Raw genomic sequence first — 22,080 nt, 5'->3', positions numbered from 1 at the left:
ACAAATGTGGAAATAATTCCTTTTTATTGGAAACGGCATATGGATTTAAATATGTGGAAAAGTAATGTGGATAATAAAAAATTGAGGTACAATGATGAAAAAAATGATATGTATCATATTCATTATTTGTTTTCTTACGCAATTGTCCACAACATATGCAGAATCCAACCAAAAACTAAATTATCCAAGCAATCGAAATAAGTCATTTGTGAGTGAGGATGTTTTTTATAAACAGTTAGATAAGAAAATCTATAAAGAATATAAAAATGCAGCATATAGTGTTCGGAAAAAAATCTTATTTAAAGAAGTGCCTGATGAAGAATTTTCTTTCCTAAAAAAAACAGCTGTCGGTTGTCGAAGTAGAGTGGTGCTTCAAGATTTTTTTGTTCACCCTGATCGCCAAGTTTATTTTTTCGCTTCTTTTACTCAAAATGAAGTAGAAGAGTTTCATAAGTACATCGTTATAGATGCAGAAACAAAGAGGGAGCTAAAGGAGGGTAAAAGTTATCATCATTGTGATAGTCCTTATAAAAAATAACCCACCAACCGGTGGGTTATTTTTTTACTCTGGTACACTCATTAATTTCTCTTTCATTTTGCGAATAAGAACGACAGCACCAATTGTACAGAGAAGTGTAATTCCTTCGGCAACAAAGATATTGATTGTCTTTGTTTGGTAAAGTGCCGCAAAGAAGTCTACAAATGCGTGGAATAGTATAGCGTATACTAGGAAGATATATTTCTTCTGTTTTACTGCGTATAAAACAAGCATTGTAAAGGCGATTTGAAGCACGAGTGCCATAATTCTTTCTACGCTACCAAGGAAGTATAAGTAGGCAGGTTGCTGAATTAACATGTCTTGTAAAATGCTGAGCTCGGGCTTTTGTTCAATCAGTCGAGAGAAGCTACCATCGTTAATAGAATTAGCAAAGATTAATGCTTGTAATGCAGAAAAACCGCCAATTAAAATAGATTCAATTCCGCCGTGACCAATTCCATAAGCGAAGCCATCTTTATATTCTAGATATTTTTTTAGTAAGAAGAAGAAGGCAACGAAGCGTCCTAATTCTTCAAAAATACCAGCAGTCAATCCGCCATAAATTGCGAAGGCAAACGGATTTTCTAAAAATGGAGCGATTGTTGGATTACCGCGCATAAATAGGTGGAATGGTGTTTCAAGAATTTGGGTAAATCCGATAAAGATAAGAACACCAATGCCGACCACTTTCCAATTAATATTATATTTTTTACGGAAATAAACGAGTACGATAATTGGGACCAGAATCGAGACAATGAGTTGAAAGATGATGCTGGCAATTACAGTATTTGAAACCATACTTTCACCGCTTTCTAATATATGTACATATCTATTATGCATGAAATACAGGAGAGATGAAACTTTTAGAAAGAAAATGAATTTACTTATTGACTCTAACGTTGCGTCATACTTTATCGTATGTACTAAGGGGGAGATACACATGACAATGAAGGTAAAAGAAGTAGCTGATTTAGTTGGAATTAGTGTGCGCACACTGCATCATTACGATGAAATTGGATTGTTAACCCCAGACGAGACGACAGAGTCTGGATATCGTCTGTATTCCAATGAAAATCTAGAGACATTGCAGCAAATTTTGTTTTTTAAAGAGCTTGGCTTCCCTTTGAAGAAAATTAAAGAAATTATCATGAGTCCATCATTTGATCGCGAAGAGGCACTACAGCTTCATAAGAAAATGCTTATTGAAAAGCGTGCCAGATTAGATAAGGTGATTGCGACGATTGATAAAACAATTCAGCATACAAAAGGAGAGATTGAAATGACGAACAAAGAGAAATTTGAAGGATTCGATTTCAGCCATAACCCATATGAAGAAGAAGCACGTGAAAAATGGGGAGACGCAGCTGTAGATAAAGCGAACGAATATGCAAAAGGTATGTCAAAAGAGAACCAAGAAGAGTTTAATACTATTTATAGAAATTTAGCGGTACTGAGACACGGTGCACCAGATTCTAAAGAGGCGCAGGGAGCAATCAAAGTATGGTACGATTACTTGCAAAACTTTAGTCACTATTCATTAGACGCTTTTAAGGGACTCGGTCAAATGTATGTCGCTGATGAGCGCTTCACGAAAAATATCGATAAGTTTGGCGAGGGGTTAGCGCAGTTTATGTGTGATGCGATGGAAGTTTATGCGGATCGTAATAAAAAGTAAAACAGGTGGAGATTTTCTCCACCTGTTTTACTTTTTAATCATATCATTCAAGGTCTGATCCCCCGTATTGTTCAAATGAGGATTTTTACTCATTTCACGTTTTAACATATCGAGGCTTTGCGTATATTCTGTATCATTTAATGCGCCAGATTGAAGGCCTTGAATTTGGGAAATCAACTTTTGGTCTGTTGATACATATGCTTTATAATAGCGAGGGACGATGGACAAGGCAGCTCTATATACTTGATCCGCTACAAGTTTCGGATCCGTTGTGTTTGCACGGTATACAACGAACACTTCATCATCAGTAACGAGTGTAGCAGCGTTTGTAACGTCAGGAAGTTTGACTGTCATGCTTGTAATCATTTCAGCGACTTTCTCGCGATTAATGGCCCCTACTTGTTTGTTAGATACTTCATGCTTTTGTTTAGAAGAATAACCGACTCTTGTGAGTCTTGTATTTGTATTTTCCGTATGATACATGTCGTTTTTATTGGAAACAAGAACACGGCTTCCTTCTTCACGTTCCATTTCAGCTTTGTTCGCTGATTGGCACCCTGCAAATAAGGAAATAGTGAGAAGGGAAAGTAAAATTTGTTTTTTCACGATGTATCACCTCCTTCTCCATAGCATGCACTAATTTTCAATTTTTTGTATTTGAAATTGTTGGTTGGTATGCTTTGTGATACGATAAAAAGAAGAATGCTTAGAGAGGAAGTTAATGATGGAGCAAAAGCAAGAGCAAGAGATTCATGCTACGGTGAGCATTAATAATGTTCAGTACGAAGTAATTAAAAACTTTCGTGACGGTTTTAGTGAAGAAGCATTTAAAGAGCGCTATGCAGAAATTTTAAATAAATATGATTATATCGTTGGAGACTGGGGATATGAGCAACTTAGACTGCGAGGATTCTTTGATGATAGTAACCAACGTGCGACATATGATACGAAAATTAGTACGTTAACGGAGTATTTATACGAGTACTGTAACTTCGGTTGTGCACACTTCGTATTACGAAAAGTGAAGAAATAAAAAAATCCTCTTACAATTGTAAGAGGATTTTTTACATATTCTCGCTTATAAACAAATCGAGATATGATCGCCTTCAGAAAGTATTGTATTTGGCTTCATTTGTTGTCCGTTCAATTGAATATCCCCATTTTTAATTTTATCTACAATGAGTGTACGGCTCCAGTCAGAAATATATGTGGATAAGGCCTTATCCATTCGGTGAGAACCAAAAATGAGGTCTAATACAATCGTGATTTCGGCTATGCCGTTTTCTTTATGTTGCATAATGGAAATAGTAGTACTTGTTTCCGTTTGATCTTGCTGGGTCATATCGACTGTTTCAACGTGATCAGTAAATGATTTATAAATACGCAGTTTTTGATTCCACGTATGATCTTTCGGACATTTATAAATAGCAAAGCGGTATATGTTTTTTCCATTGGCGTTATGCCTACGAATATTCGTATCAGTAAATAGGGTAGTACGTCCGCAATTTTTACAATACTTTTCGATTGTGTTTTGCTCGTTTTCATATAAACTCCAAGAAAGTTGTACTTTCTGCATTTTCCTTCACCTCTTATAGTAGTGGCAAAGAAACGTAATACAGCTATTTGGATGTCTTGTAGTATGAAGACATGAGAAAAAGACAAAAATAAAAGGAGGTTCCCCAAAGAGGAACCTCCGTAAACATCATACTACAGATGCAATACGTTCCTTTGTAATGGGAATGGGCAGACTACTCCCTTGAAAAAGCGTGGTGCTTTTTTGAGAGTAATGCTATCCAATTGCTGGTCCATTACAAAGTAAATGTTGGCATACGTAGATAACGTCCTTTCTATCCAAATAGATTTATTCTTCATTATAACATATAATACTGAAAATTCGAAATAATAAAGGCGAAAAAACACCAGCTAAAATAGCTGGTGCATACGATAAATTATATAAGTTCAAATAAAAATGAGCGTAACTCTTCTGCAATTTCTTCAGTCATAGAAAATGCGTGCTCTAAGTAGCCTGGTTCGTTTAAATCGTCAGCACCGATAATTGCAAATTTATTACTTTGCATATCAAGTACAATTGTTTTACCGTAATGACGATCGGAATATAAAAGCGCTAAATCATGACGCTCATTTTCTCCCATAAAGCTAACGAAACGAGTTTTTGTAGCGACAGTGTCGTCGTACAGAAAGAAACGTTCTTCCATACACATGGCTCCTTTTATTAAATATCTAAGTTTAAGTGTGGCTTATGATCTAAATGGTGATGCGTTTTAATGAATCGTACTGTTCTTGTTTTGTAACGCATTACGATAGAGTATGTTTCAGCTAAATCTCCGCCTAGGAATTTCACGCCGTCTAATAACTCACCAGCAGATACACCAGTTGCTGAGAAGATTGCATCATCACCAGATACTAAATCGTCTAACATAAGAAGTTGACGAGGATCTTCTAATCCCATTTCACGACAACGAGCTTCTTCTTCTTCGTTCATTGGAACTAAGCGAGCTTGCATTTCACCTTCAAGGCACTTTAATGCTGCTGCAGAAATAACACCTTCTGGAGCTCCGCCAATACCTACGAATAAGTCGATACCCGTTCCAGGTAGTGCTGTTGCGATTGACGCACCAACATCACCGTCACCAAATAATTTTACGCGTGCACCTTTTGCACGAACACGGTCAATAATATCTTGATGACGCTCACGTTCTTGAACGATAACTGTTAGATCACGAATCTTTTTATTGTTAGCTTCTGCTACAATTTCAATTGTTTTTTCAATTGGATCATCTAAGCTAATTTTACCAGCTGCTTTTGGACCAACCGCGATTTTTTCCATGTACATATCAGGAGCATGAAGAAGGTTCCCTTTGTCTGCGATTGCAATAACTGCCATTGCATTTGCAAGACCTTTTGCAACGATGTTTGTACCTTCTAATGGGTCAACGGCGATGTCTACTTCTGGACCGTTACCTGTTCCTAGTTCTTCACCAATATACAACATCGGTGCTTCATCAAGTTCTCCTTCACCGATTACAACTGTACCTGCCATGTTTACTGAATCAAACATATCACGCATTGCTGTAGTTGCTGCATCATCTGCTTCGTTCTTCTTTCCGCGGCCCATCCACTGTGCGGATGCTAATGCTGCTGCTTCTGTTACACGGACAATTTCTAGTGCGAGTTCACGTTCCAAGATTTCATTCCTCCAATTTCAAAAATCATACAAATATAACTATAACAAATAACGGAGAAAAGGTGAATTCGAAAAATTGTCGATTTTTTCAGAAGAAAGCGTTACAATTAAAATGTAAATGCTTTAATTTCCAGGTAGGTGACATTCATGTATTTTGTAGACAGAAAGAAAATAGAACAAATGCTAGTATGTTTAGAACGAGCAACAAGTACATTTCAAGAGAAAAAGATATATGAAACCGAGTTTGAATTTTACGCATTAGAGCGCATAGCCCATCTTATTATTGATACTGTATTAGATGTAGGAAATGCGATGATTGATGGATTTATTATGCGCGATCCAGGAAGCTATGAAGATATTATTGATATTTTAATGGATGAGCGAGTGATAAGTGAAGAAGATGGACAAGGGATGAAAGAAATTATCTTTCTTCGAAAAATGCTTACGCAAGATTATATTCAAATGAATCATGATGAATTATATAAGACGATTCAAAAACATATTGCAGTGGTAGAAAAATACCCAGCAAATATTCGCAGTTATTTAGAAAAGGAATTAGGACCTGTATCTGCATTTGTACCAGAATAATTATGCTTATAAGATCCCCAGAGAATGCCTTTTGGGGATCTTATATTGTATGTGAGAAAGAAAAGGGAGAAGGGTGAAGTATGGGGGAAGCACGTACTACGAAAGACGAGATTGTACAATTGTTGAAAGTAAAGGGAGAGCACACAGTAGCGGAACTAGCTGACGTTTTAGAGATTACAGAAATGGCAATCAGAAGACATTTAAGTAATCTTGAGAAAGATGGACTCATTTATTCTAAGATGGTAAGGCAACATGTCGGAAGACCAACTTATTTGTATGGATTAAGTGAAAAGGGAGAAGATACATTCCCGAAAGAGTATAAGCAATTTGCGATTGATATGCTAGAAGATTTAGCTCGGATGGGCGATGAAAAAATACTTCAATATGTTTTAAAAGAAAGAACGAAGCGTATGGAAGAACAGTTGCAAAAGCGAGTGAGTAATCAAAAGAATTTAGCATATAAAGTGCAAGAGATAGCAGCTATGCAAGAGAAAAATGGTTATATGGTTCAAATAAAGAGAGATGGAGAGAAATCTTTCGTAATTGAAAAACAAAACTGTCCGTTAAAAGAAATTGCAGAGAGATTCCCACAAGTATGTAAAGATGAAAAAGAGATGTATAAGCGTTTATTTACGAACGCAGATGTGAAAACGCTAGCAAACATGTGCGAGGGCGATTGTAGTTGTTCTTACCAAATAAAAGAGAAAAAATGAACGTTATGGGGCGCTTTAAGGTAAAGCGTTTTTTTCTTTTGGAAAAGCGGGTAATATAAGAGTGGTATGATAAGGTGAGAACGTTAGCATAAAAGGAGAGACATAATCGATGTATAAAGGTTACTTAATTGACTTAGACGGTACGATGTATCGCGGGGAAGAACAAATTGAAGAAGCAAGCGACTTCGTCAAAGCATTAGGAGAGCGCGGCATTCCATACTTATTCGTTACGAATAACTCAACTCGCAAACCAGAACAAGTGGCAGAAAAGCTTGTTCGTTTCGATATTCCAGCGAAAGCGGAGCAAGTATTCACAACGAGTATGGCGACTGCGAACTTCATTTATGAACGTAAACAAGATGCAACTGTATATATGATTGGTGAAGAAGGCTTACACGATGCACTTGTGGAAAAAGGATTTGAACTTGTGGATGAAAATCCTGATTTCGTTGTTGTTGGTTTAGATCGTGACATCACATATGAAAAATTAGCAAAAGCGTGTCTTGCTGTGCGTAACGGCGCGACGTTTATTTCTACAAATGGAGACATTGCCATTCCGACTGAGCGCGGATTGTTACCAGGTAACGGCTCATTAACATCAGTTGTAGCAGTATCAACAGGTGTGGATCCAATCTTTATCGGAAAACCAGAATCAATCATTATGGAACAAGCTTTAAAAGTTCTTGGCATAGAAAAAAATGAAGCATTAATGGTTGGGGATAACTATGATACAGACATTTTAGCAGGAATAAATGCTGGCATGCATACGCTTCTTGTCCACACTGGAGTCACAACTGTGGAGAAGTTAACAGAATATGAAGTACAACCAACGCAAGTTGTGCATAACTTGACGGAGTGGATTGAGAAGATGTAATGAAAAACAGGTAACCGAAGAGGTTACCTGTTTTTTTTATTAAAACGCACGATTCACAACATCTTTAACTTCTTCAAGATATTGTTTACGCACACCATCATCCACAGAAGGAACACTCGTATAGAATGTGTGCTCAATTGTTTCAATGCCTGTAAATTCAAAAATACCAACATCTGCTGTTTTCTTCATTGCGTCAAACATCCCGCCTGCTGTGTATGCCTCTTTTGTATTACCCATTGTAGATAATAACAATCCTTTTTTACCGCTTAATAACTTTTCAATGCCGTTTTCACCGTAAGCATAAGCGAATCCATGGCTAAATACACGGTCAACGTATCCTTTTAAAATAGCAGGAAGTCCCGCCCACCAAACTGGATAAATGAATGTAATGCTATCAGCCCAAGAGATATGCTCTTGCTCTTCTTTAATATCTTCTGGTGTGTTTCCTTGAGAAAATGAGATGAAATCGGAAGCGCTTAATACTGGATTGAAGTTTAATTCGTATAGATCGCGAACGCGTACTTCATGACCTTTTTCTTCTAATTCACTTTTTACCGTTTCTAAAATTGCATGGTTGAAGCTTTCTGGATTTGGGTGTGCATAAACGATTACATGTTTCATTGTTCTTCCTCCTATTTTGTGGATATGTGAATAGTTATTTGTATATATGTAACCATTATGGTTACTCCTTTTATGGAAGTCAAGTAATACATATGTATAAAAAGACGCTCAAAAATCGCCTTTTTATACCCCGCTCATACAAAGTACAAAGAAGACAAATAAAATAATGACAAGACCAATGCCGAAGTTAAATACGAGAGTGCTATCCATATATGTAGCCTCCTTGTTTGAAAGTAAAAAGCACTCTAGTTAAGAGTGCTTTTTTATTTTGAATCTACTTTATAACTTTTAGAAAGTGATTCATGCTTGTAATGATTTACATTATTTTATGTATTTATACTTTGAAATGAGTAAGTCCTTGTTGGATATAGAAAAAAAGACACTCTTTCGAGTGTCTTTTAAGATGACAAAATGTGCCAATTGCTTGAGGTTGATAAGACGCTAATTTCCGTGTTAGCGCCTTTTCTTTAATCAAGAAGTGTAGCAACAGCGATTCAAATAAATTGTACCATTTGTTTAATTGTGGTGCGTATGCAATTGTGCATATTTTAATCATGAGGTAGGTAATGAACTGTGAATAATTTGAAGTGATTTATTTACGATTTCTTCTGCGGCATATATGCCGATTGCGTCTGTTTTTAAAATATAGGATTGTAAGTTATCATGCATTGCTCCTAACTCACCATGAAGTGGTGCGAAGGCATGGTTCGCCTTTTCAAGCATGCATAAATCAAGTAAAGAATCCCCAGCTGTAATAATCGTATCTATTTGCAAAATTTCTTTTATATATTGCACGGCATCCCATTTGTTAATTGGTTTTGGTACAAAGTATAGCTTCCTACCTTGAAGTGAATAATTCCAGCCTTGTTTGTCTAACCAGGAAGTGAAGGATGATAATTCATCATAAGGAATGTTCTCCCGCTTAATGATGCAATAATGGAATAGATCATCGGCTGTTTTTTGTGATATAACCCAATCTTTATGAGCAATTTGTCCAAATTCCTTTAGTATGTCGTTTCTCTCTATACATTCAACCGATAGTCTTTCTTTTACTGTCCTGTTCCAAGTACCATCTTGTTTACCGTTATGAAGGATATTACCGCCGTTACTTGTAATGGCGTATTCGGGAATGATTTCGTTTTGGAATAAAGTAATACGCTGAAACTGCTCAATAGTTCTTGTTGTAACTGGGATGAAATGTGAGTGCAGTTGTAATTTTTTTAGTAGTGAAATGGTTTTATGTGATATGAAAGAAATTTCTTTCCCATCTAAAGTTTCAATGAGTTGAATTGATTCATCTTCTATAGGGGCACGAAACGATTTCCGGGAATAAATAAGCGTTTGATCAAGATCACTGGCGAAAATCATAACGTTTCCCTCCTAAGAGGCTTAATGAGCCCGCAACATGAATAAGTCATATTCTCATAGATTTCAATAGGGACATTCTTTTCTTTAGCGAGAAGTAAAATATGCTTTAAATCGGGATTGTTTTGCTTACATATTAAAATTTTCCACGGTATTCTCCGGAGTAATACGCGAGTTGTTTCGCCGACTCCTGGTTTGATTAAGTTAATATCGTCAATTTCAAAGTGACTTTGGATAGACTGTATATCTTTTAATCCTTGCCAAGAGGGATCAGTGTAAGTTGAAGTAATATAACGTAATTGATTATCTATATGAGAATGAACAGAAGGGAATAAATCTGTCACCTCATCAACGAAGAAATTTGATAAGTCTTCTTGTTCTAGCTCTTTATAATATTTAACACCATGAAAATCATTTGGACCAATATAGGTATCATTTAGTACAGTGCGGCTAATGAGTCCAGAGACGGTTGCATTTAAGCAAGCGCTAGGAATAAGAAAATCTTCACGTGTACCGTAAATTGAAGTACAGTAACCGGGATCAGCAAGCACAGCCATACAATGAGAAATGTGTGTATTATTTCGTTCGTTAAATGTGTGTACTGCATATTCTAATTCTTTTTTTATTGCACCTTTCCCAGTCCATCCATCAATGAATTGAATTGTTTCTTTAGGGTGATGTTCCAAAATATAATGGAGTGCATTTTCATCAATACCGCGTCCGCGAACAATAGAAATACAATAGTGAGGTACATCAAGGTTGTATTGATAGCGTATGTAGCGTTTTATAAGAATGCCAATAGGTGTACCAGCACGAGCTAATGAAACGAGGACAAGGTTAGTTCCTTTAGTCTGTATAATTTGTTCGGCGACAACTCCAACAGCGATGGCTAGTTTGTGTTTGTATTGTTGCAGAGAAGAAAAGAATAAATCCATATACGCTTTAGATGGTTTATATTCCATTGGTAACATTTCAGAATAATGTGTGCCAGCTTGAATTGCTTGTTCTCTAGTTTCTGTGGAACTTTCTTTCATTAAATCACTAATATCTTTTAATAGAAAAATAGCATCATTTGGATCATAACTACTAATGTGAGAATTTACTTTTACCATAATTATCAACCTTCCTTTTCTATGCTATTTGAAAATGAGACGATATGAATAAAAGGAATAACTGTTTGTAACTGCTTTAGAAGAGGAGATAGGGCTTCTTCTCCTAAATCACGTTCAATAAAAACAAATACTTCATCGTAATCATGAGGTGAAATATTATAAAAGTAATTTGTAATAGTAGAATCTTCAGGACTTGGATATGAGAAATGATTATGAATGGCGTAGTTCACATCATTTGAAACAGGATGGATAGGGCTTCTTGTTGTAGATTGATATAAAATATTATCACCCATTTCAGCAGCAATTTTCATTGGGATATACATAAATTCACCCGTTCCGAGGCAGAGTGTTCGTTTTCCAATTCTTTCTCTTTTTAAAGTTTTTCCTGCTTCTTGAGCGAAAGAATGAATGTGCTGTTGTTCATATGCTGAAATGCCAAATCGCCCAGTATATTTTATATAATTTGATGTATAGGGTAATTTTGGGCAGGTAAGGGTATGTTTTTTGAAATCAGGTTTTGTTTCTTCAATTTGAATATCTGTTTTGGCAATATTCAATGGTTGGCCAGTTGTATGAATACTGCCTTCTAATAAAGAAATAACATGAATCTTAATTTGAAGTTCGTCTTCTAATTGTTTAAATTGTCTTCTATTAGTATGAGAACGCCAGTCTAATAAAGAAGCAATAATATATTCTTCTCGTGGGAATTTATTTTGAATCGATCTAATAATATTTAATGCTGTTTTTCCTGTTGTCATCTCATCATCTACGAGAACAATAGGATTGCTGTTTTGAAAAAAGCTTTCATCCACATAACAACGGTGCGATGTTGCATGAGAATGTTCTTCCTCAAATGTAATGACAGATTCTAGGTGGGGTATCGATTCCCTAGTTGTATGTACATACTTTGCATTTTGAAAGCATTGAAACATAGAATGACCAAGTGCTGTCGCTGTCTCAGCGAATCCGATGAACAAAACTTCTTCTTGCAGAGGATATTGATAACGAAATACTTCCTCTGGGATTTCATGAATTTCTAATGAAATGAGATTTAAAATTTCTTTTTGAAATGGATGAGAAGTATTATGTAGCATTTCCATATATCTTGCAGCGAGAGCAAATCCACTTGATAGAGAGACTGCAGGTTTAATAGGAAGATGCTTTCCAAGGATTGTACTCACAAATAAAAAACTACGTTTCTTATTTATTCTAGCAGCCATTTGAAAAAGATTGTCTAGCGCTAAGTTATATGGATTATCACGTACTTCTACATGAACTTGTATATTATTTAAAACGTTATACGTGTTGCTTTGCGTTTGTAATAAGGAGATCGGTGAATTGTTTGTTTTCATGTAGCACCCCATAAATATTAGATTTTAAAATGGTTTTGCGAGCCCAGCCATAATGCGGCTTTACTTCATTCATTTTGTTAGAAAAACTGCTTTTTAGCACTCCATTATACGTATCTGCATTTTGTAAAATTGACCTCGCATCTAAATAATCTTCCATTGTGACAATGTGCATTGCCTGTACAACTTTAATATGAGATGGGTGAATAACTGTCTTTCCGATTAAGCCATTTGCATGGTCAAGTGATACCTCTTGAATGAGCCCTTCTTCATGATCATTAGAAAAATATTCCCATACACATCCTGAAATAATATATTCATTTGTTGCCCTTGAGAAAACGTTAATAATGTCTGAAATACAATCACGGACAACAGTAATATGATAGATAGGTGTGTATTTATTGCGCCGAATACTAAATATACTTGAAAAATCAGTAGCACCAATACGTACATTTAAGATGTAATCGTGATAAGAATCTAGTAAATCTTTTATTTGTAATAATGATTCTGCCCGTGTTTCCTTATACATAATTTCTGGTGATTCTAAAATCGGCATGCCATATAGCGATAATGAGTATAACTCGTTTATACATGCAAGCTGATCGATATAAGTCTTTCCGTTAATCGGTGTGAATTTTGGAAAGACAAAACCACATAAACAATGAACAGCACTACCTAATTCAGTAACAATTGTCTTCATTTGACTTGGCTGTCGAACTCTAATAAAAAGAAGTGGGATGTCTGCTTGATTTAGTATGTTGGCACTGACTAAGTTGGCTATTTGCTGTATTTGAACGACGATGTTTTGCTCTGCAAGTTTTACTTCTTCATCGCTGATAGCGTCCTCTAGACAAAGAATAATTGAGGTAGCATCCACATGTTTCTTTCTAATTATATCTTCCGCAATCGTTTCTTTCGTGCCAGGAGTATATAGTGTAGCGCCTAGTGCGTAAGCTAGTTGTTCTTTTCCTATATTTTTTGAAAAACTAAGAGGTTCTTTATAGAAAAAATTTTGCCGTTCTTCTGAGGAGAGATAAGAAAAGTAATTCAAATTGTCACCACCTTATTTGTAATGATTCTGTTTAATCGTAACATAATAAGAAAAATCTTCCATAAAATGAAGCGAGAAATTAAAAAAATATATTGAGAAAGATGAATTATAAGATGAATATCGAATATTGTTAATAGAAATATAATAGGGGGAAAGAGAAAGTGGATATACATAAGTTAACAGAGGAAGAAGCAAATGAGATAAATACGTGGGCGTACGAGGAACCATATAATTTATATAGTTTTTCAGGCGAGAAAGAAGTAATAAGAGAATTATTAGATGGAACTTATTATGGCTGTTGTAACGATCAAGAAGAGTTCATCGGCTATTTTTGTTTTGGAGAAAATGCACAAGTACCAGGTGGAAGAGATGCTAATTTATATGGTGGAGAAGATGTGATTGATATCGGACTTGGCATGAAGCCAGATTTAACAGGGAAGGGAATGGGAGAAATGTTTTTTCAAGCTGGAATAGCGTTTGCTGCTAAGGAATTTAATTCGAAGATGTTTCGATTAAGTGTAGCAACATTTAATACAAGAGCGATTACGTTATATAAAAATATCGGATTTAAGCAAGGGTCTATTTTTTTGAGTCGTGGAAGAGAATTTATGCTTATGGAATACGAAAGACCGTCAGCATGAAACTGACGGTCTAGAAAACATTATTATTCCGAGTGATCAGCTCGGTGCGCTAAACGGCTTGAGGCAGCGGCAGCAATTCCGCCAACGATATCGTCAAGGAACGTGTGCACTTTTCCAGTTGATTTATCATTTAAGTATTCTAAAATACCAGGTTTTAATTTATCGATATATCCAAAGTTCGTGAAACCGATAGATCCGTATACATTCACGATAGAAAGTGCGATAACTTCATCAATTCCGTATAAGCCTTCATCACGTTTTACGATATCTTGTAACGGCTCACTTAGCATTCCTTTTTCAGCAAGAACATCGAGTTCGATACCTGTAATCAGTGCGTTTTGTACTTCACGTTTTGATAGTACACGTTCTACATTATAACGGCATTCTGACATCTCTAAATTTGGATGATATTTTTTTTGAAGAAAATGAACAAGTTCAGCAATATCGTCAATTGTTACACCGCGTTCTTGTAATAGTTGTAATGCTCTTTCTTGTAGTTGATTTGATTCTTTCATGTTTATCACCTTTTTTTCTTTTTAGTATTTGTATACGTTTCGTTGCTTTATCATGTGCATAGGAATGAAAGGCGAGCACAAGCTCATATATATAAAGAAAAACCATAGGTGGCGACTGCGATGATTCAGCATATTTATGAGCATTATCACATGCATGTTAAAGAATTAATCCCCCTTGGCCCCTATAAAAGCTTTTGGATTCGCAACAAAATTTATGTACTTGTTCCAATTGGAGAAATGGAGGAAGAAGTACTTGTAGAGATGAAAAAGCTCAGTGATTATATGAACCAGCAAGGGGATATAACTGTAGCGACTTTCGTTCCGACTATACACGGCTACTATGTAAGTGAGATAGAAGAACAAAATTACTGCTTATTAAAAGGTATGCGCACGTTAGAACGACATGCTATGTCATTAGGAAGTGAGCTTTCTATATTCCATAAACGAGGTGCATTCTTTCCAGAAGAAATTGAGCAATTAAGCCGTATTGGTGAATGGAAAGCGTTATGGGAAAAAAGGCTCGATCAATTAGAAAAGTTTTGGCAATCACAAGTGATGAACCACCCTTCAGATGTATTCGATCAATTGTTTATTGAATCCTTCCCGTATTACTTAGGAGTTGCAGAAAATGCAATTCAATATGTTGTCGATACAGAAATGGATGATACGCCGCAACTAACGGATGCAGCAACAATTTGCCAAGAACGATTCACACCTTTATTATGGCATCAAACGAAGCGGCTCAAACTTCCTTTTGATTGGGTGTATGATCACCCAACTCGAGATATGGCAGAATTAATTCGCTATATGATGATAGAAAAAAAGAAAGACTGGGAGCAAACAATAATTCAATTTGTTACAGATTATGAACGTAATTATTCGCTATCCTCATTTGGCTGGCGCTTATTATTTGCAAGGCTCTTGTTCCCGCTGCACTATTTTGAAACGGTCGAACGATATTACCAAACTGGAAACGAAGAACAAAAAAGCATATATAGAGATCGCTTAGAAGCCATTTTACACGATGTGAACCGCTCAGAGCAATTTATGAAGCATTTTTATGGCTCACTTCGTTTACCAGTAGATAAGCTTGGGATTAGAAAATTAGATTGGCTATCTTAAACGTATAAAAAAGAGACCGCTGGAGGTCTCTTTTTTATACCACAATTTTATGTAATACATTATGCCCCTACCTGTTGATCTGTACATATATTTAAAACGAATTGATGTTTTTCGAGTTTTTCATTTACTTTACCCAATAATTCTTGCTGGATTTCTTTAAATAAAAATTGATAGCTTGTATTCCATGTTGGTATAACGGATGAAAGGCCTAATAAATACTCTTTTTTCTTTTCTAGTTCTTGAATTGTTAAAAAAGTGTTCCCCATTTTTGGCATGTGTCATCCCCCTATGTTTTCTTACTGTATATGTGTGAACGATTCACTATATAGTATTAATTATCGCATTTTTTGAGAAGGATTTCCAATTTTGTTTTATGATGTTAACGGATAAATGTGATTTGAATAAAAAAAGGAGACCAAATTTGGTCTCCTTTTAGAAGGCGATTCTGAACGAGCCGCTTCCGCTTTTAATTATCCAGCTCCAGCGGCTAAAATGTTCGGTGGCTTCGCTTCTTCCGCCGAGGCAAAAAGCGCCTCTATGTCAGAAGCTCCATCCTCCTTACATTTTGAACGAGCCGCTTCTGCTTTTAATTATCCAGCTCCAACGGCTAGAACAGTCGGCCATTTCGCGCCTTCCTGTGAGGCAAAAAGCGCCTCTTCGTCAGGAGCTCCAATGACCTCCTGTTCTGAACGAGCCGCTTCCGCTTTTAGATTAAAATACTTGTTCTACTTCGATAACGCCTGGTACTTCTTCAAGTAACGCGCGCTCGATACCAGCTTTTAGTGTGATTGTAGAACTTGGGCAGCTTCCGCATGCACCCATAAGGCGTAGTTTTACGATACCTTCTTCAATGTCTACTAATTCAACGTCTCCGCCATCGCGAAGTAAGAATGGACGTAATTTATCTAATACTTCTAATACTTGTTCTTGCATATGTGGGTTTTCCATTTTTATCGACTCCTTTCATCAGTTTTATTATAATCAAGATAGAGGGGAAAATCTATTTTTTCTCTTCTTGTTTTATTGTCGAAATATTGTATCATGTTTTTTCAGTATAGGGGTATGGAATAAGTTTGTAAAATGATGTGCTTATGTAATAAGACATCTGAATATACTGTTGGAACAAGAAGTGGGGGAGAAGAAATGGTTAATGTGCAAGTGTATGGGACGAAAGTAATTTGTGCGAGCTGCGTCGGAATGCCATCTTCAACAGAAACGTTTGAATGGTTACAAGCGGCAATTGGTCGTAAATATGAAGGACAAGAAAATAAATTTAATTTCGAGTATATTGATTTTCAAGAAGAACAAGAAGATGAAGATAAGAAAGCATTCGCTGAGCGCGTAGTGGAAGAAGATTTATTTTATCCGGTCGTTCTTATAAATGGAGAAATTGTTGGAGAAGGAAATCCTCGCTTGAAGGATGTTTACGAAGAAATCGAGAAATATTTATAAAACAAGAAGTCTTTGCGAATTTGCAAAGGCTTTTTTTATTGGAGGGATAGATGTGAAAAATGGAGTGAAGCATGCGTTACCAACGGAAGTACAACAGTTAATGGAGCGGTACACAGTAGAATTAAAAGAAATTTTTTTAGATGAAAAAATAGTCGGGGTATATATTTACGGATCCATCGCACTAGGTGCATTTCATAAGGAAACGAGTGATGTTGATTTTGTTACAGTGATAAATGATTCCGTGAATGAAGCTGAAAAACAGCAGATTGTGGAACTACATAAGAAGCTTAGTGATAATACACTAGGTAAAAGAATGGATGGTATGTATATTCCGCTTGTTGATTTAGGGAAATACAATGATGAAATAAACGAGTATGTGTATTGTGCAGATGGTAAAGCTAATGTTGGTCATTGGGACATTAATGCGGTCACATGGTGGACGTTGAAAAATCAAGGCATTACAGTTACCGGAAAAGAAGCAGAAGATCTTCCGTTGCAAATACAATGGAATGATGTAGTAAATACGATGAAATATAACGTAGAACAGTACTGGAGTGAAAAGGCGAAGAAGCCATATTTATTTTTTATAGAAGATTGGATAGAATCAGCTGTCGTTACGATGGGACGTATTTTATATACACTAGATTATAAAACAATCGTTTCAAAAGATAGAGGATTGCAATACTTGTTAGAAAGTTCAGCGGAAGAATGGGAGCTTTTATTAAAAGAAGTAGAGCGAATACGGCACAATCCAAAAGAAAAGCGAATGCTCTCAAGGTGGAGAAGGGCAGATATGACGAAGAGGTACTTACTGCATTTAATTGAGACGTGTAGAGAGAAATGGTAGGGACGAAAATGGACAATACAGTGGGGTGTATTGTCTTTTTTTATGTTGAATTTGGTATATAATGGTTTAAAAAGTTTAATTATACTGGAGGGGATAGGATGAATATAGAATTAGCTACATATGAAGAAAAGAATGAACAAATGAGTATGCGCCAAGTAATTAGCATTCTATTAATTATTTTTGGGGTCATGCATGGAATTGGTTTTTTGAACCTTTTATATGATTCTTCCTTATACCCATGGTATGTAGATTATCTTATTCCACCTTTCACGTTTTGTATGATTTTATTAAATGTATGCACCGGCAAGAAATTGCTGCTTACATTTAATAAAATCATTACAATTCAATAATTTTAAATACTATGTAACGATAGTAATGACAGCGATTGTAATGCTTATATATCTTGCAATATTAAATTTAGTTCTACCACATGGGCTTGGGGTGGACGAATCTAATATAGTAATAGAGCCTACTAAAAGTGAAATCATTTTATACGTAGTTGTACTCACCGTTTTTGCACCGATTTGGGAAGAGCTTTTATTTCGAGGGATACTTTTTAAGAAATTATCTCAGCGTTTTTCTACACTTACTAGTATCGTTATAAGTGCTTTTATATTTACTTTAGGCCATCCCCTTACAGTGGGTAGTCTTTTATATATTTTTGGTATGGGTATATGTTTAGCATACACATATAAGAAAACGAAGAATTTACTCGTTCCAATTGGGATTCATTTATTAAATAATTCGTTTTATTTATTATTGAATTTTCAACTATAAAAAGACGCCTTTTTGAAAAGGGCGTCTTTCGTATTTTGTAGTAAGTAGAAAGGGTTTTACACTCATTGTGTAGAGGCAAGGTAATACAAAATATAAATAGTTTCATGTGAAACATTTTTATTATCAAATATACAAAATGATTAACTTAGTGTATTAAACGTATCATTCATAAGTATTCTAATATATTTAAAAGTAAAATGAAATAAGAAACAGATAATTGTCGGAATATATTCGATTTCCGTTCATTTTTATGAAATATGTGTACTTTTTGTTAGATTCCTTTATTTTGTACATATANNTATATGTACAAAATAAAGGATGATGTACGTGAAGGACACTGTTTTACAAGAAACAATTTCTCAGCAAGAATTACATAAAGTTGTTCAAAAAAATACAGCTTATTATGATTTTAAGTGGGGTAAAGTAGAAAATCCTGCGCAAGGGAATACATGGAATTGGGTAGCCTTTTTCTTCCCAACCTTTTGGTTAGCTTATCGTAAAATGTATAAGTTATTTATTATATTTGCGTTATTGGCTATACCTAGTATAGTTATACCCCCTTTTATAGATATTCCAGATGGGATTTATGTAACATTTAGTTTAGCTCTTCAATTAGGAATGATGATATTTACTGGATGGCAAGGAAACCGTTTATATTATAAGCATGCTGTTCGTGTTTTTCGTAAGGGAGAAGATGCGTCTGATCATGAGAAGGCGTATTTCTTACAATCAAAGGGCGGCGTTAGTGTAGCTGGTATGATTGGTTTACAGATTATAGTCGGGATTGTGTTTGGTTTAGCTGCGTTAGGGCTGTCCTTTTTACCAACTGAGCCGAATATTAAAAACGTTGTTCGTTCAAGTGATGAAGGGGTTACTTTAGAGATTATGACTGATAATCCAACTTGGAAGTTTGTGAAGAAAGAAAAAGAGTATGACGTAGTAGAGTTTACTGGTTATGATTATACAGAGAAGAAAAATGTGAAAATTAAATTTGCTGTTTATTTCGATGAAGATTATTTCGAGTGGCAAGAGGTATATGAAAATAATAAGAAGTTAAGTGAAGAAGAAGTAGAAGAATATCAAATTTATATTGAAGAAAATAATTGGGGTTTCTAGAGGGAACTCGTTCATTTTGAAAAGAAGAATCTTGTGAAGATTCTTCTTTTGTTTATTAGGGGAGAGAGAAATGATTTCAGCATTAATAGAAGCTCTAATAGGATCTATTAGTTTAAGTACGGGTTTACACACGAAAAAGATTGATGCTAACATACTTTACTTGCAGCAGTATGAGTGGTTTTGAATGATGTATGAAGACGAGAAGTATCGAAAGTTATTTATTACGAACTACAAAGTTCGCTCATATTTACAAAGTAAGCTGAGAGTTCGATTGCTGGTAAAAAATAAAAATGCACAACGAAGATTTTTAAAATTAGTAGAAGAGCAAATGGAAAAAAGGCATACGAATTGAAATTTTGTAAAATACAATAAAAAATGAGAATTTGAGGTAGGGTTGTCAATAACGTGAGACTATGGCACTATAAAGAAATGCTATACAAATTTTATTTATCGAGATGTAAACATCAATTTTGATTTTTACGTATAAATAATGAACGGAGGAAATGAATTTATGGCTACTTTACCAAATTGTCCAAAATGTAATTCAGAATATACGTATGAGGATGGCGTTCTTTTCGTATGTCCAGAATGTGCTCATGAGTGGGGCCAAGACGCAGAAGCTGAAAATAATGATGGTGCAAAAGTTGTAAAAGATGCGAACGGAAACGTTCTTCAAGATGGCGACGCTGTTACTGTTATTAAAGATTTAAAAGTAAAAGGAACTTCTTCAGTTGTGAAGATCGGTACGAAAGTAAAGAGTATCCGTCTAGTTGATGGCGATCACGATATCGATTGTAAAATCGACGGTTTCGGAGCTATGAAGTTAAAATCACAGTTCGTTAAGAAGGCGTAAGACAATAAAAAGAGGGGGCGAATAGCCTCCTCTTTTTATTATGTCACTTTTTGTCGGTAAATCGATATTTCGTGCAAAATCGTTGATATATTCTAAGTTATGATAGATATATTTGAAAAATCGTTGATATATTGCAAGTTATGATAGATATATTGAAAAAATCGTTGATATAATTTCACTCACCGAGAACAGGGCATCATTTACTGAGCGAAAGTTACGATTCACTTCGCATCATAGTCAACCTCTTTCAACTGACATCGCTTATTAAAGAACGTTTTATATCCAAGCTGTAAAAAGATAATGACAGCGAAAGCGGTACTTCCTGAAATACCGAGTATGATAGCGATTTGATATTGAATGGCTGTGAATGGTGATACACCGGATAATATTTGACCAGTCATCATGCCTGGTAAGCTTATAATTCCCATTCCGACCATAGAATTAATTGTTGGTAAAATAGCAGAATCAAAAGCGTCTCGAATGAGCGGAGCAGCTGCTTCTTTCGGTGTTGCGCCGAGCATAAGTGCACCTTCAATTTGACCTCTTTGCGATTTCATATTGTTTAAGAACGTATTTGCGCCGAGAGAAACACCAGTCATGGCATTACCGACTAACATTCCCGTAATAGGGACGATATATTGCGGAGCATACCAAGGGTCATGACCGATAATAACAAAGATAAATAGTAGAAGTGGCCCAATTGATCCAGCGACCATGGAAAGGGCGGCTACTCGTTTTAATTCTTTAGACATTGGGATATTAACTCGTTTATAAATATTAAAAATTGCAAAGGTAGTAATAGAAGTAATGAGAGCAATTGTATAAAATGGATTACTGTTTTCAAATACGTATGTAAGGACATATGCAACAAGTACGAGCTGAATCGTCATACGGAATGTTGCGAGCGCGATTTGTTTTTCACGAGGTATTCCTTTTAATTTTACAAGTCCAATTAAGATAAGGATAAAAATATAGGCAGCCGCCAGTTGCCAAATTTGGAGTTCAATAACGCCCTTCAATAGAGAGCACTTCCTTTCTAGTTGCACCGTTTGTTTTACTAATTTCAATAATGTCGTCTGCAATTTCTTTTGGAAGTTGTTGCGAGTGTGTGATGAAGATAACTGTTTTTTTCTTTTTTCGTGCTAGTTCAGTAAATTGTTTCATAACGCGGCGTTCTGTATCATTGTCTAGTGCTGAAGTGGGTTCATCTAATAAATAGACAGGCGGATCCATAAGTACAATACGAGCAAAGGCAAGTCTTTGTTTTTCACCGCCGGATAATGAGGAGGCGCTATCTTCTAATTGCTTGTCTAAGCTAACGGTTTGTAATGCACTCCGCAGGGCATCATCATTTGGAAATGTTTTTTCAGAAAGACGAAGTCCCGTTAATAGGTTTTCTTTAACGGTTCCATCAAAAATAGGTGGAGTTTGCCCAAGCATAACTACGTCACGACGTAATTGAATAGGCGGATAATCAGAAATTAACTTTCCGTTATATTCAATTGTACCGGATGTTGGAGATTGTAAATCGTTTAACATGCGAAGCAATGTGCTTTTTCCACTTCCACTTTCACCGATAATGCAAGTGATTTTTTCATTTTGAATCTGTAAATAAGGAATGTGTAGGATATCTTTATATATAACGTCTTTTAATATAAACATAAAT

General features: G+C 35.6%; 27 protein-coding genes and 2 pseudogenes. 14 read left to right on the top strand and 15 right to left on the bottom strand.

The annotated features are described in order from the left end of the window. Window positions 1-103: 103 nt before the first annotated feature. A complete protein-coding gene (locus CN409_RS19240; protein ID WP_057096754.1) occupies window positions 104-538 on the top strand; it encodes a hypothetical protein in 435 nt (144 codons plus the stop codon). 24 nt (window positions 539-562) lie between these two features. Here the strand turns inward: CN409_RS19240 and CN409_RS19235 are convergent, their stop codons facing one another. Then, on the bottom strand, window positions 563-1,378 hold the full coding sequence (locus CN409_RS19235; protein ID WP_136983616.1) for a YhfC family intramembrane metalloprotease: 816 nt from the start codon (window positions 1,376-1,378) through the stop codon (window positions 563-565). Window positions 1,379-1,478: 100 nt separating this feature from the next. Here CN409_RS19235 and CN409_RS19230 point away from each other — a divergent pair, with 100 nt between their 5' ends. Further along, window positions 1,479-2,213 carry a MerR family transcriptional regulator gene (locus CN409_RS19230; RefSeq protein ID WP_000178111.1) on the top strand — a complete coding sequence of 245 codons (735 nt, stop codon included), beginning with the start codon at window positions 1,479-1,481 and terminating at the stop codon, window positions 2,211-2,213. Window positions 2,214-2,240: 27 nt separating this feature from the next. Here CN409_RS19230 and CN409_RS19225 read toward each other — a convergent pair whose 3' ends face one another. Further along, window positions 2,241-2,819, bottom strand: a complete 579-nt coding sequence (locus tag CN409_RS19225; RefSeq protein ID WP_000744128.1) for a YhcN/YlaJ family sporulation lipoprotein — start codon at window positions 2,817-2,819, stop codon at window positions 2,241-2,243. Between the two features lie 115 nt (window positions 2,820-2,934). Between CN409_RS19225 and CN409_RS19220 the strand changes: the two genes are divergently transcribed. Next, window positions 2,935-3,246 carry a YutD family protein gene (locus tag CN409_RS19220; protein WP_000970508.1) on the top strand — a complete coding sequence of 104 codons (312 nt, stop codon included), beginning with the start codon at window positions 2,935-2,937 and terminating at the stop codon, window positions 3,244-3,246. A gap of 45 nt (window positions 3,247-3,291) precedes the next feature. Here the strand turns inward: CN409_RS19220 and CN409_RS19215 are convergent, their stop codons facing one another. The 3 genes from CN409_RS19215 to glpX form a co-directional block, all read right to left on the bottom strand. Then, a complete protein-coding gene (locus tag CN409_RS19215; protein WP_086396212.1) occupies window positions 3,292-3,789 on the bottom strand; it encodes a cytoplasmic protein in 498 nt (165 codons plus the stop codon). 373 nt (window positions 3,790-4,162) lie between these two features. Next, entirely contained in the window at window positions 4,163-4,429 is a 267-nt protein-coding gene (locus CN409_RS19205; protein ID WP_000392611.1) for a DUF3055 domain-containing protein, read from the bottom strand. 17 nt (window positions 4,430-4,446) lie between these two features. After that, complete coding sequence (gene glpX, locus CN409_RS19200; RefSeq protein WP_000439090.1) at window positions 4,447-5,418, bottom strand: class II fructose-bisphosphatase; 972 nt, start codon at window positions 5,416-5,418, stop codon at window positions 4,447-4,449. A gap of 147 nt (window positions 5,419-5,565) precedes the next feature. On the opposite strand from glpX, the gene CN409_RS19195 reads away from it, so the two are divergent. The 3 genes from CN409_RS19195 to CN409_RS19185 all read left to right on the top strand — a co-directional run bounded on the left by CN409_RS19195 (window position 5,566) and on the right by CN409_RS19185 (window position 7,593). After that, window positions 5,566-6,006 (top strand): DUF86 domain-containing protein, encoded by a 441-nt coding sequence (locus CN409_RS19195; protein WP_097981388.1) that lies wholly within the window; start codon window positions 5,566-5,568, stop codon window positions 6,004-6,006. Between the two features lie 80 nt (window positions 6,007-6,086). Then, entirely contained in the window at window positions 6,087-6,719 is a 633-nt protein-coding gene (locus CN409_RS19190; RefSeq protein ID WP_000503340.1) for a helix-turn-helix transcriptional regulator, read from the top strand. A 109-nt stretch (window positions 6,720-6,828) separates the two neighbouring features. Then, window positions 6,829-7,593 carry a TIGR01457 family HAD-type hydrolase gene (locus tag CN409_RS19185; RefSeq protein WP_000276467.1) on the top strand — a complete coding sequence of 255 codons (765 nt, stop codon included), beginning with the start codon at window positions 6,829-6,831 and terminating at the stop codon, window positions 7,591-7,593. A gap of 39 nt (window positions 7,594-7,632) precedes the next feature. Here CN409_RS19185 and CN409_RS19180 read toward each other — a convergent pair whose 3' ends face one another. The 5 genes from CN409_RS19180 to CN409_RS19155 all read right to left on the bottom strand — a co-directional run bounded on the left by CN409_RS19180 (window position 7,633) and on the right by CN409_RS19155 (window position 13,091). Continuing rightward, complete coding sequence (locus CN409_RS19180; RefSeq protein WP_016078134.1) at window positions 7,633-8,214, bottom strand: NAD(P)H-dependent oxidoreductase; 582 nt, start codon at window positions 8,212-8,214, stop codon at window positions 7,633-7,635. 552 nt (window positions 8,215-8,766) lie between these two features. Then, window positions 8,767-9,582, bottom strand: coding sequence for an HAD family hydrolase (locus tag CN409_RS19170; protein WP_081144084.1), 816 nt, complete (start codon window positions 9,580-9,582; stop codon window positions 8,767-8,769). Beyond that, on the bottom strand, window positions 9,579-10,691 hold the full coding sequence (locus CN409_RS19165; protein ID WP_044783123.1) for a cysteine protease StiP family protein: 1,113 nt from the start codon (window positions 10,689-10,691) through the stop codon (window positions 9,579-9,581). The genes CN409_RS19170 and CN409_RS19165 overlap by 4 nt, the downstream gene beginning before the upstream one ends. 5 nt (window positions 10,692-10,696) lie before the next feature. Then, window positions 10,697-12,043 (bottom strand): phosphoribosyltransferase family protein, encoded by a 1,347-nt coding sequence (locus tag CN409_RS19160; protein WP_097981387.1) that lies wholly within the window; start codon window positions 12,041-12,043, stop codon window positions 10,697-10,699. After that, entirely contained in the window at window positions 11,988-13,091 is a 1,104-nt protein-coding gene (locus CN409_RS19155; RefSeq protein WP_001106085.1) for an HpcH/HpaI aldolase/citrate lyase family protein, read from the bottom strand. Before CN409_RS19155 ends, CN409_RS19160 begins: the two co-directional genes overlap by 56 nt. A gap of 161 nt (window positions 13,092-13,252) precedes the next feature. On the opposite strand from CN409_RS19155, the gene CN409_RS19150 reads away from it, so the two are divergent. Then, a complete protein-coding gene (locus CN409_RS19150; protein WP_000351144.1) occupies window positions 13,253-13,732 on the top strand; it encodes a GNAT family N-acetyltransferase in 480 nt (159 codons plus the stop codon). Between the two features lie 23 nt (window positions 13,733-13,755). Here the strand turns inward: CN409_RS19150 and CN409_RS19145 are convergent, their stop codons facing one another. After that, on the bottom strand, window positions 13,756-14,247 hold the full coding sequence (locus tag CN409_RS19145) for a phosphatidylglycerophosphatase A family protein (protein WP_000665102.1): 492 nt from the start codon (window positions 14,245-14,247) through the stop codon (window positions 13,756-13,758). Window positions 14,248-14,367: 120 nt separating this feature from the next. On the opposite strand from CN409_RS19145, the gene yutH reads away from it, so the two are divergent. Beyond that, the gene (gene yutH, locus CN409_RS19140) at window positions 14,368-15,369 is read left to right on the top strand and encodes a spore coat putative kinase YutH (protein ID WP_000614219.1); all 1,002 of its coding nucleotides are present in this window, start codon (window positions 14,368-14,370) and stop codon (window positions 15,367-15,369) included. 59 nt (window positions 15,370-15,428) lie between these two features. Here the strand turns inward: yutH and CN409_RS19135 are convergent, their stop codons facing one another. Both CN409_RS19135 and CN409_RS19130 read right to left on the bottom strand, forming a co-directional pair. After that, window positions 15,429-15,644 carry a hypothetical protein gene (locus tag CN409_RS19135; RefSeq protein ID WP_001125497.1) on the bottom strand — a complete coding sequence of 72 codons (216 nt, stop codon included), beginning with the start codon at window positions 15,642-15,644 and terminating at the stop codon, window positions 15,429-15,431. A gap of 436 nt (window positions 15,645-16,080) precedes the next feature. Beyond that, entirely contained in the window at window positions 16,081-16,317 is a 237-nt protein-coding gene (locus CN409_RS19130; protein WP_000431159.1) for a NifU family protein, read from the bottom strand. 195 nt (window positions 16,318-16,512) lie between these two features. Between CN409_RS19130 and CN409_RS19125 the strand changes: the two genes are divergently transcribed. The 6 genes and pseudogenes from CN409_RS19125 to phnA all read left to right on the top strand — a co-directional run bounded on the left by CN409_RS19125 (window position 16,513) and on the right by phnA (window position 20,414). After that, window positions 16,513-16,821, top strand: a complete 309-nt coding sequence (locus CN409_RS19125; protein WP_000248589.1) for a YuzD family protein — start codon at window positions 16,513-16,515, stop codon at window positions 16,819-16,821. Between the two features lie 52 nt (window positions 16,822-16,873). Beyond that, entirely contained in the window at window positions 16,874-17,668 is a 795-nt protein-coding gene (locus CN409_RS19120; RefSeq protein ID WP_003310048.1) for a nucleotidyltransferase domain-containing protein, read from the top strand. A gap of 98 nt (window positions 17,669-17,766) precedes the next feature. Then, window positions 17,767-18,445: pseudogene (locus tag CN409_RS19115) on the top strand (CPBP family intramembrane glutamic endopeptidase). A gap of 318 nt (window positions 18,446-18,763) precedes the next feature. Then, complete coding sequence (locus CN409_RS19110; protein WP_003280627.1) at window positions 18,764-19,561, top strand: DUF2628 domain-containing protein; 798 nt, start codon at window positions 18,764-18,766, stop codon at window positions 19,559-19,561. Window positions 19,562-19,631: 70 nt separating this feature from the next. Beyond that, window positions 19,632-19,913: pseudogene (locus tag CN409_RS32685) on the top strand (hypothetical protein). Between the two features lie 159 nt (window positions 19,914-20,072). After that, window positions 20,073-20,414 carry an alkylphosphonate utilization operon protein PhnA gene (gene phnA / locus CN409_RS19105; RefSeq protein WP_000212735.1) on the top strand — a complete coding sequence of 114 codons (342 nt, stop codon included), beginning with the start codon at window positions 20,073-20,075 and terminating at the stop codon, window positions 20,412-20,414. Between the two features lie 221 nt (window positions 20,415-20,635). Here the strand turns inward: phnA and CN409_RS19100 are convergent, their stop codons facing one another. Beyond that, window positions 20,636-21,433: an ABC transporter permease gene (locus CN409_RS19100; RefSeq protein WP_000679259.1), complete on the bottom strand. Its 798-nt coding sequence runs from the start codon at window positions 21,431-21,433 to the stop codon at window positions 20,636-20,638. Beyond that, entirely contained in the window at window positions 21,417-22,076 is a 660-nt protein-coding gene (locus CN409_RS19095; protein WP_097981385.1) for an ABC transporter ATP-binding protein, read from the bottom strand. The genes CN409_RS19100 and CN409_RS19095 overlap by 17 nt, the downstream gene beginning before the upstream one ends. Between the last annotated feature and the right edge of the window lie 4 nt (window positions 22,077-22,080).

Source organism: Bacillus sp. AFS012607, from assembly GCF_002558005.1.
In the GTDB taxonomy this organism is placed as follows: Bacteria; Bacillota; Bacilli; order Bacillales; family Bacillaceae_G; genus Bacillus_A; species Bacillus_A thuringiensis_S.
The sequence above is the reverse complement of the archived record's forward strand: the minus strand, read 5'-3'. Positions and strand labels throughout refer to the sequence as shown.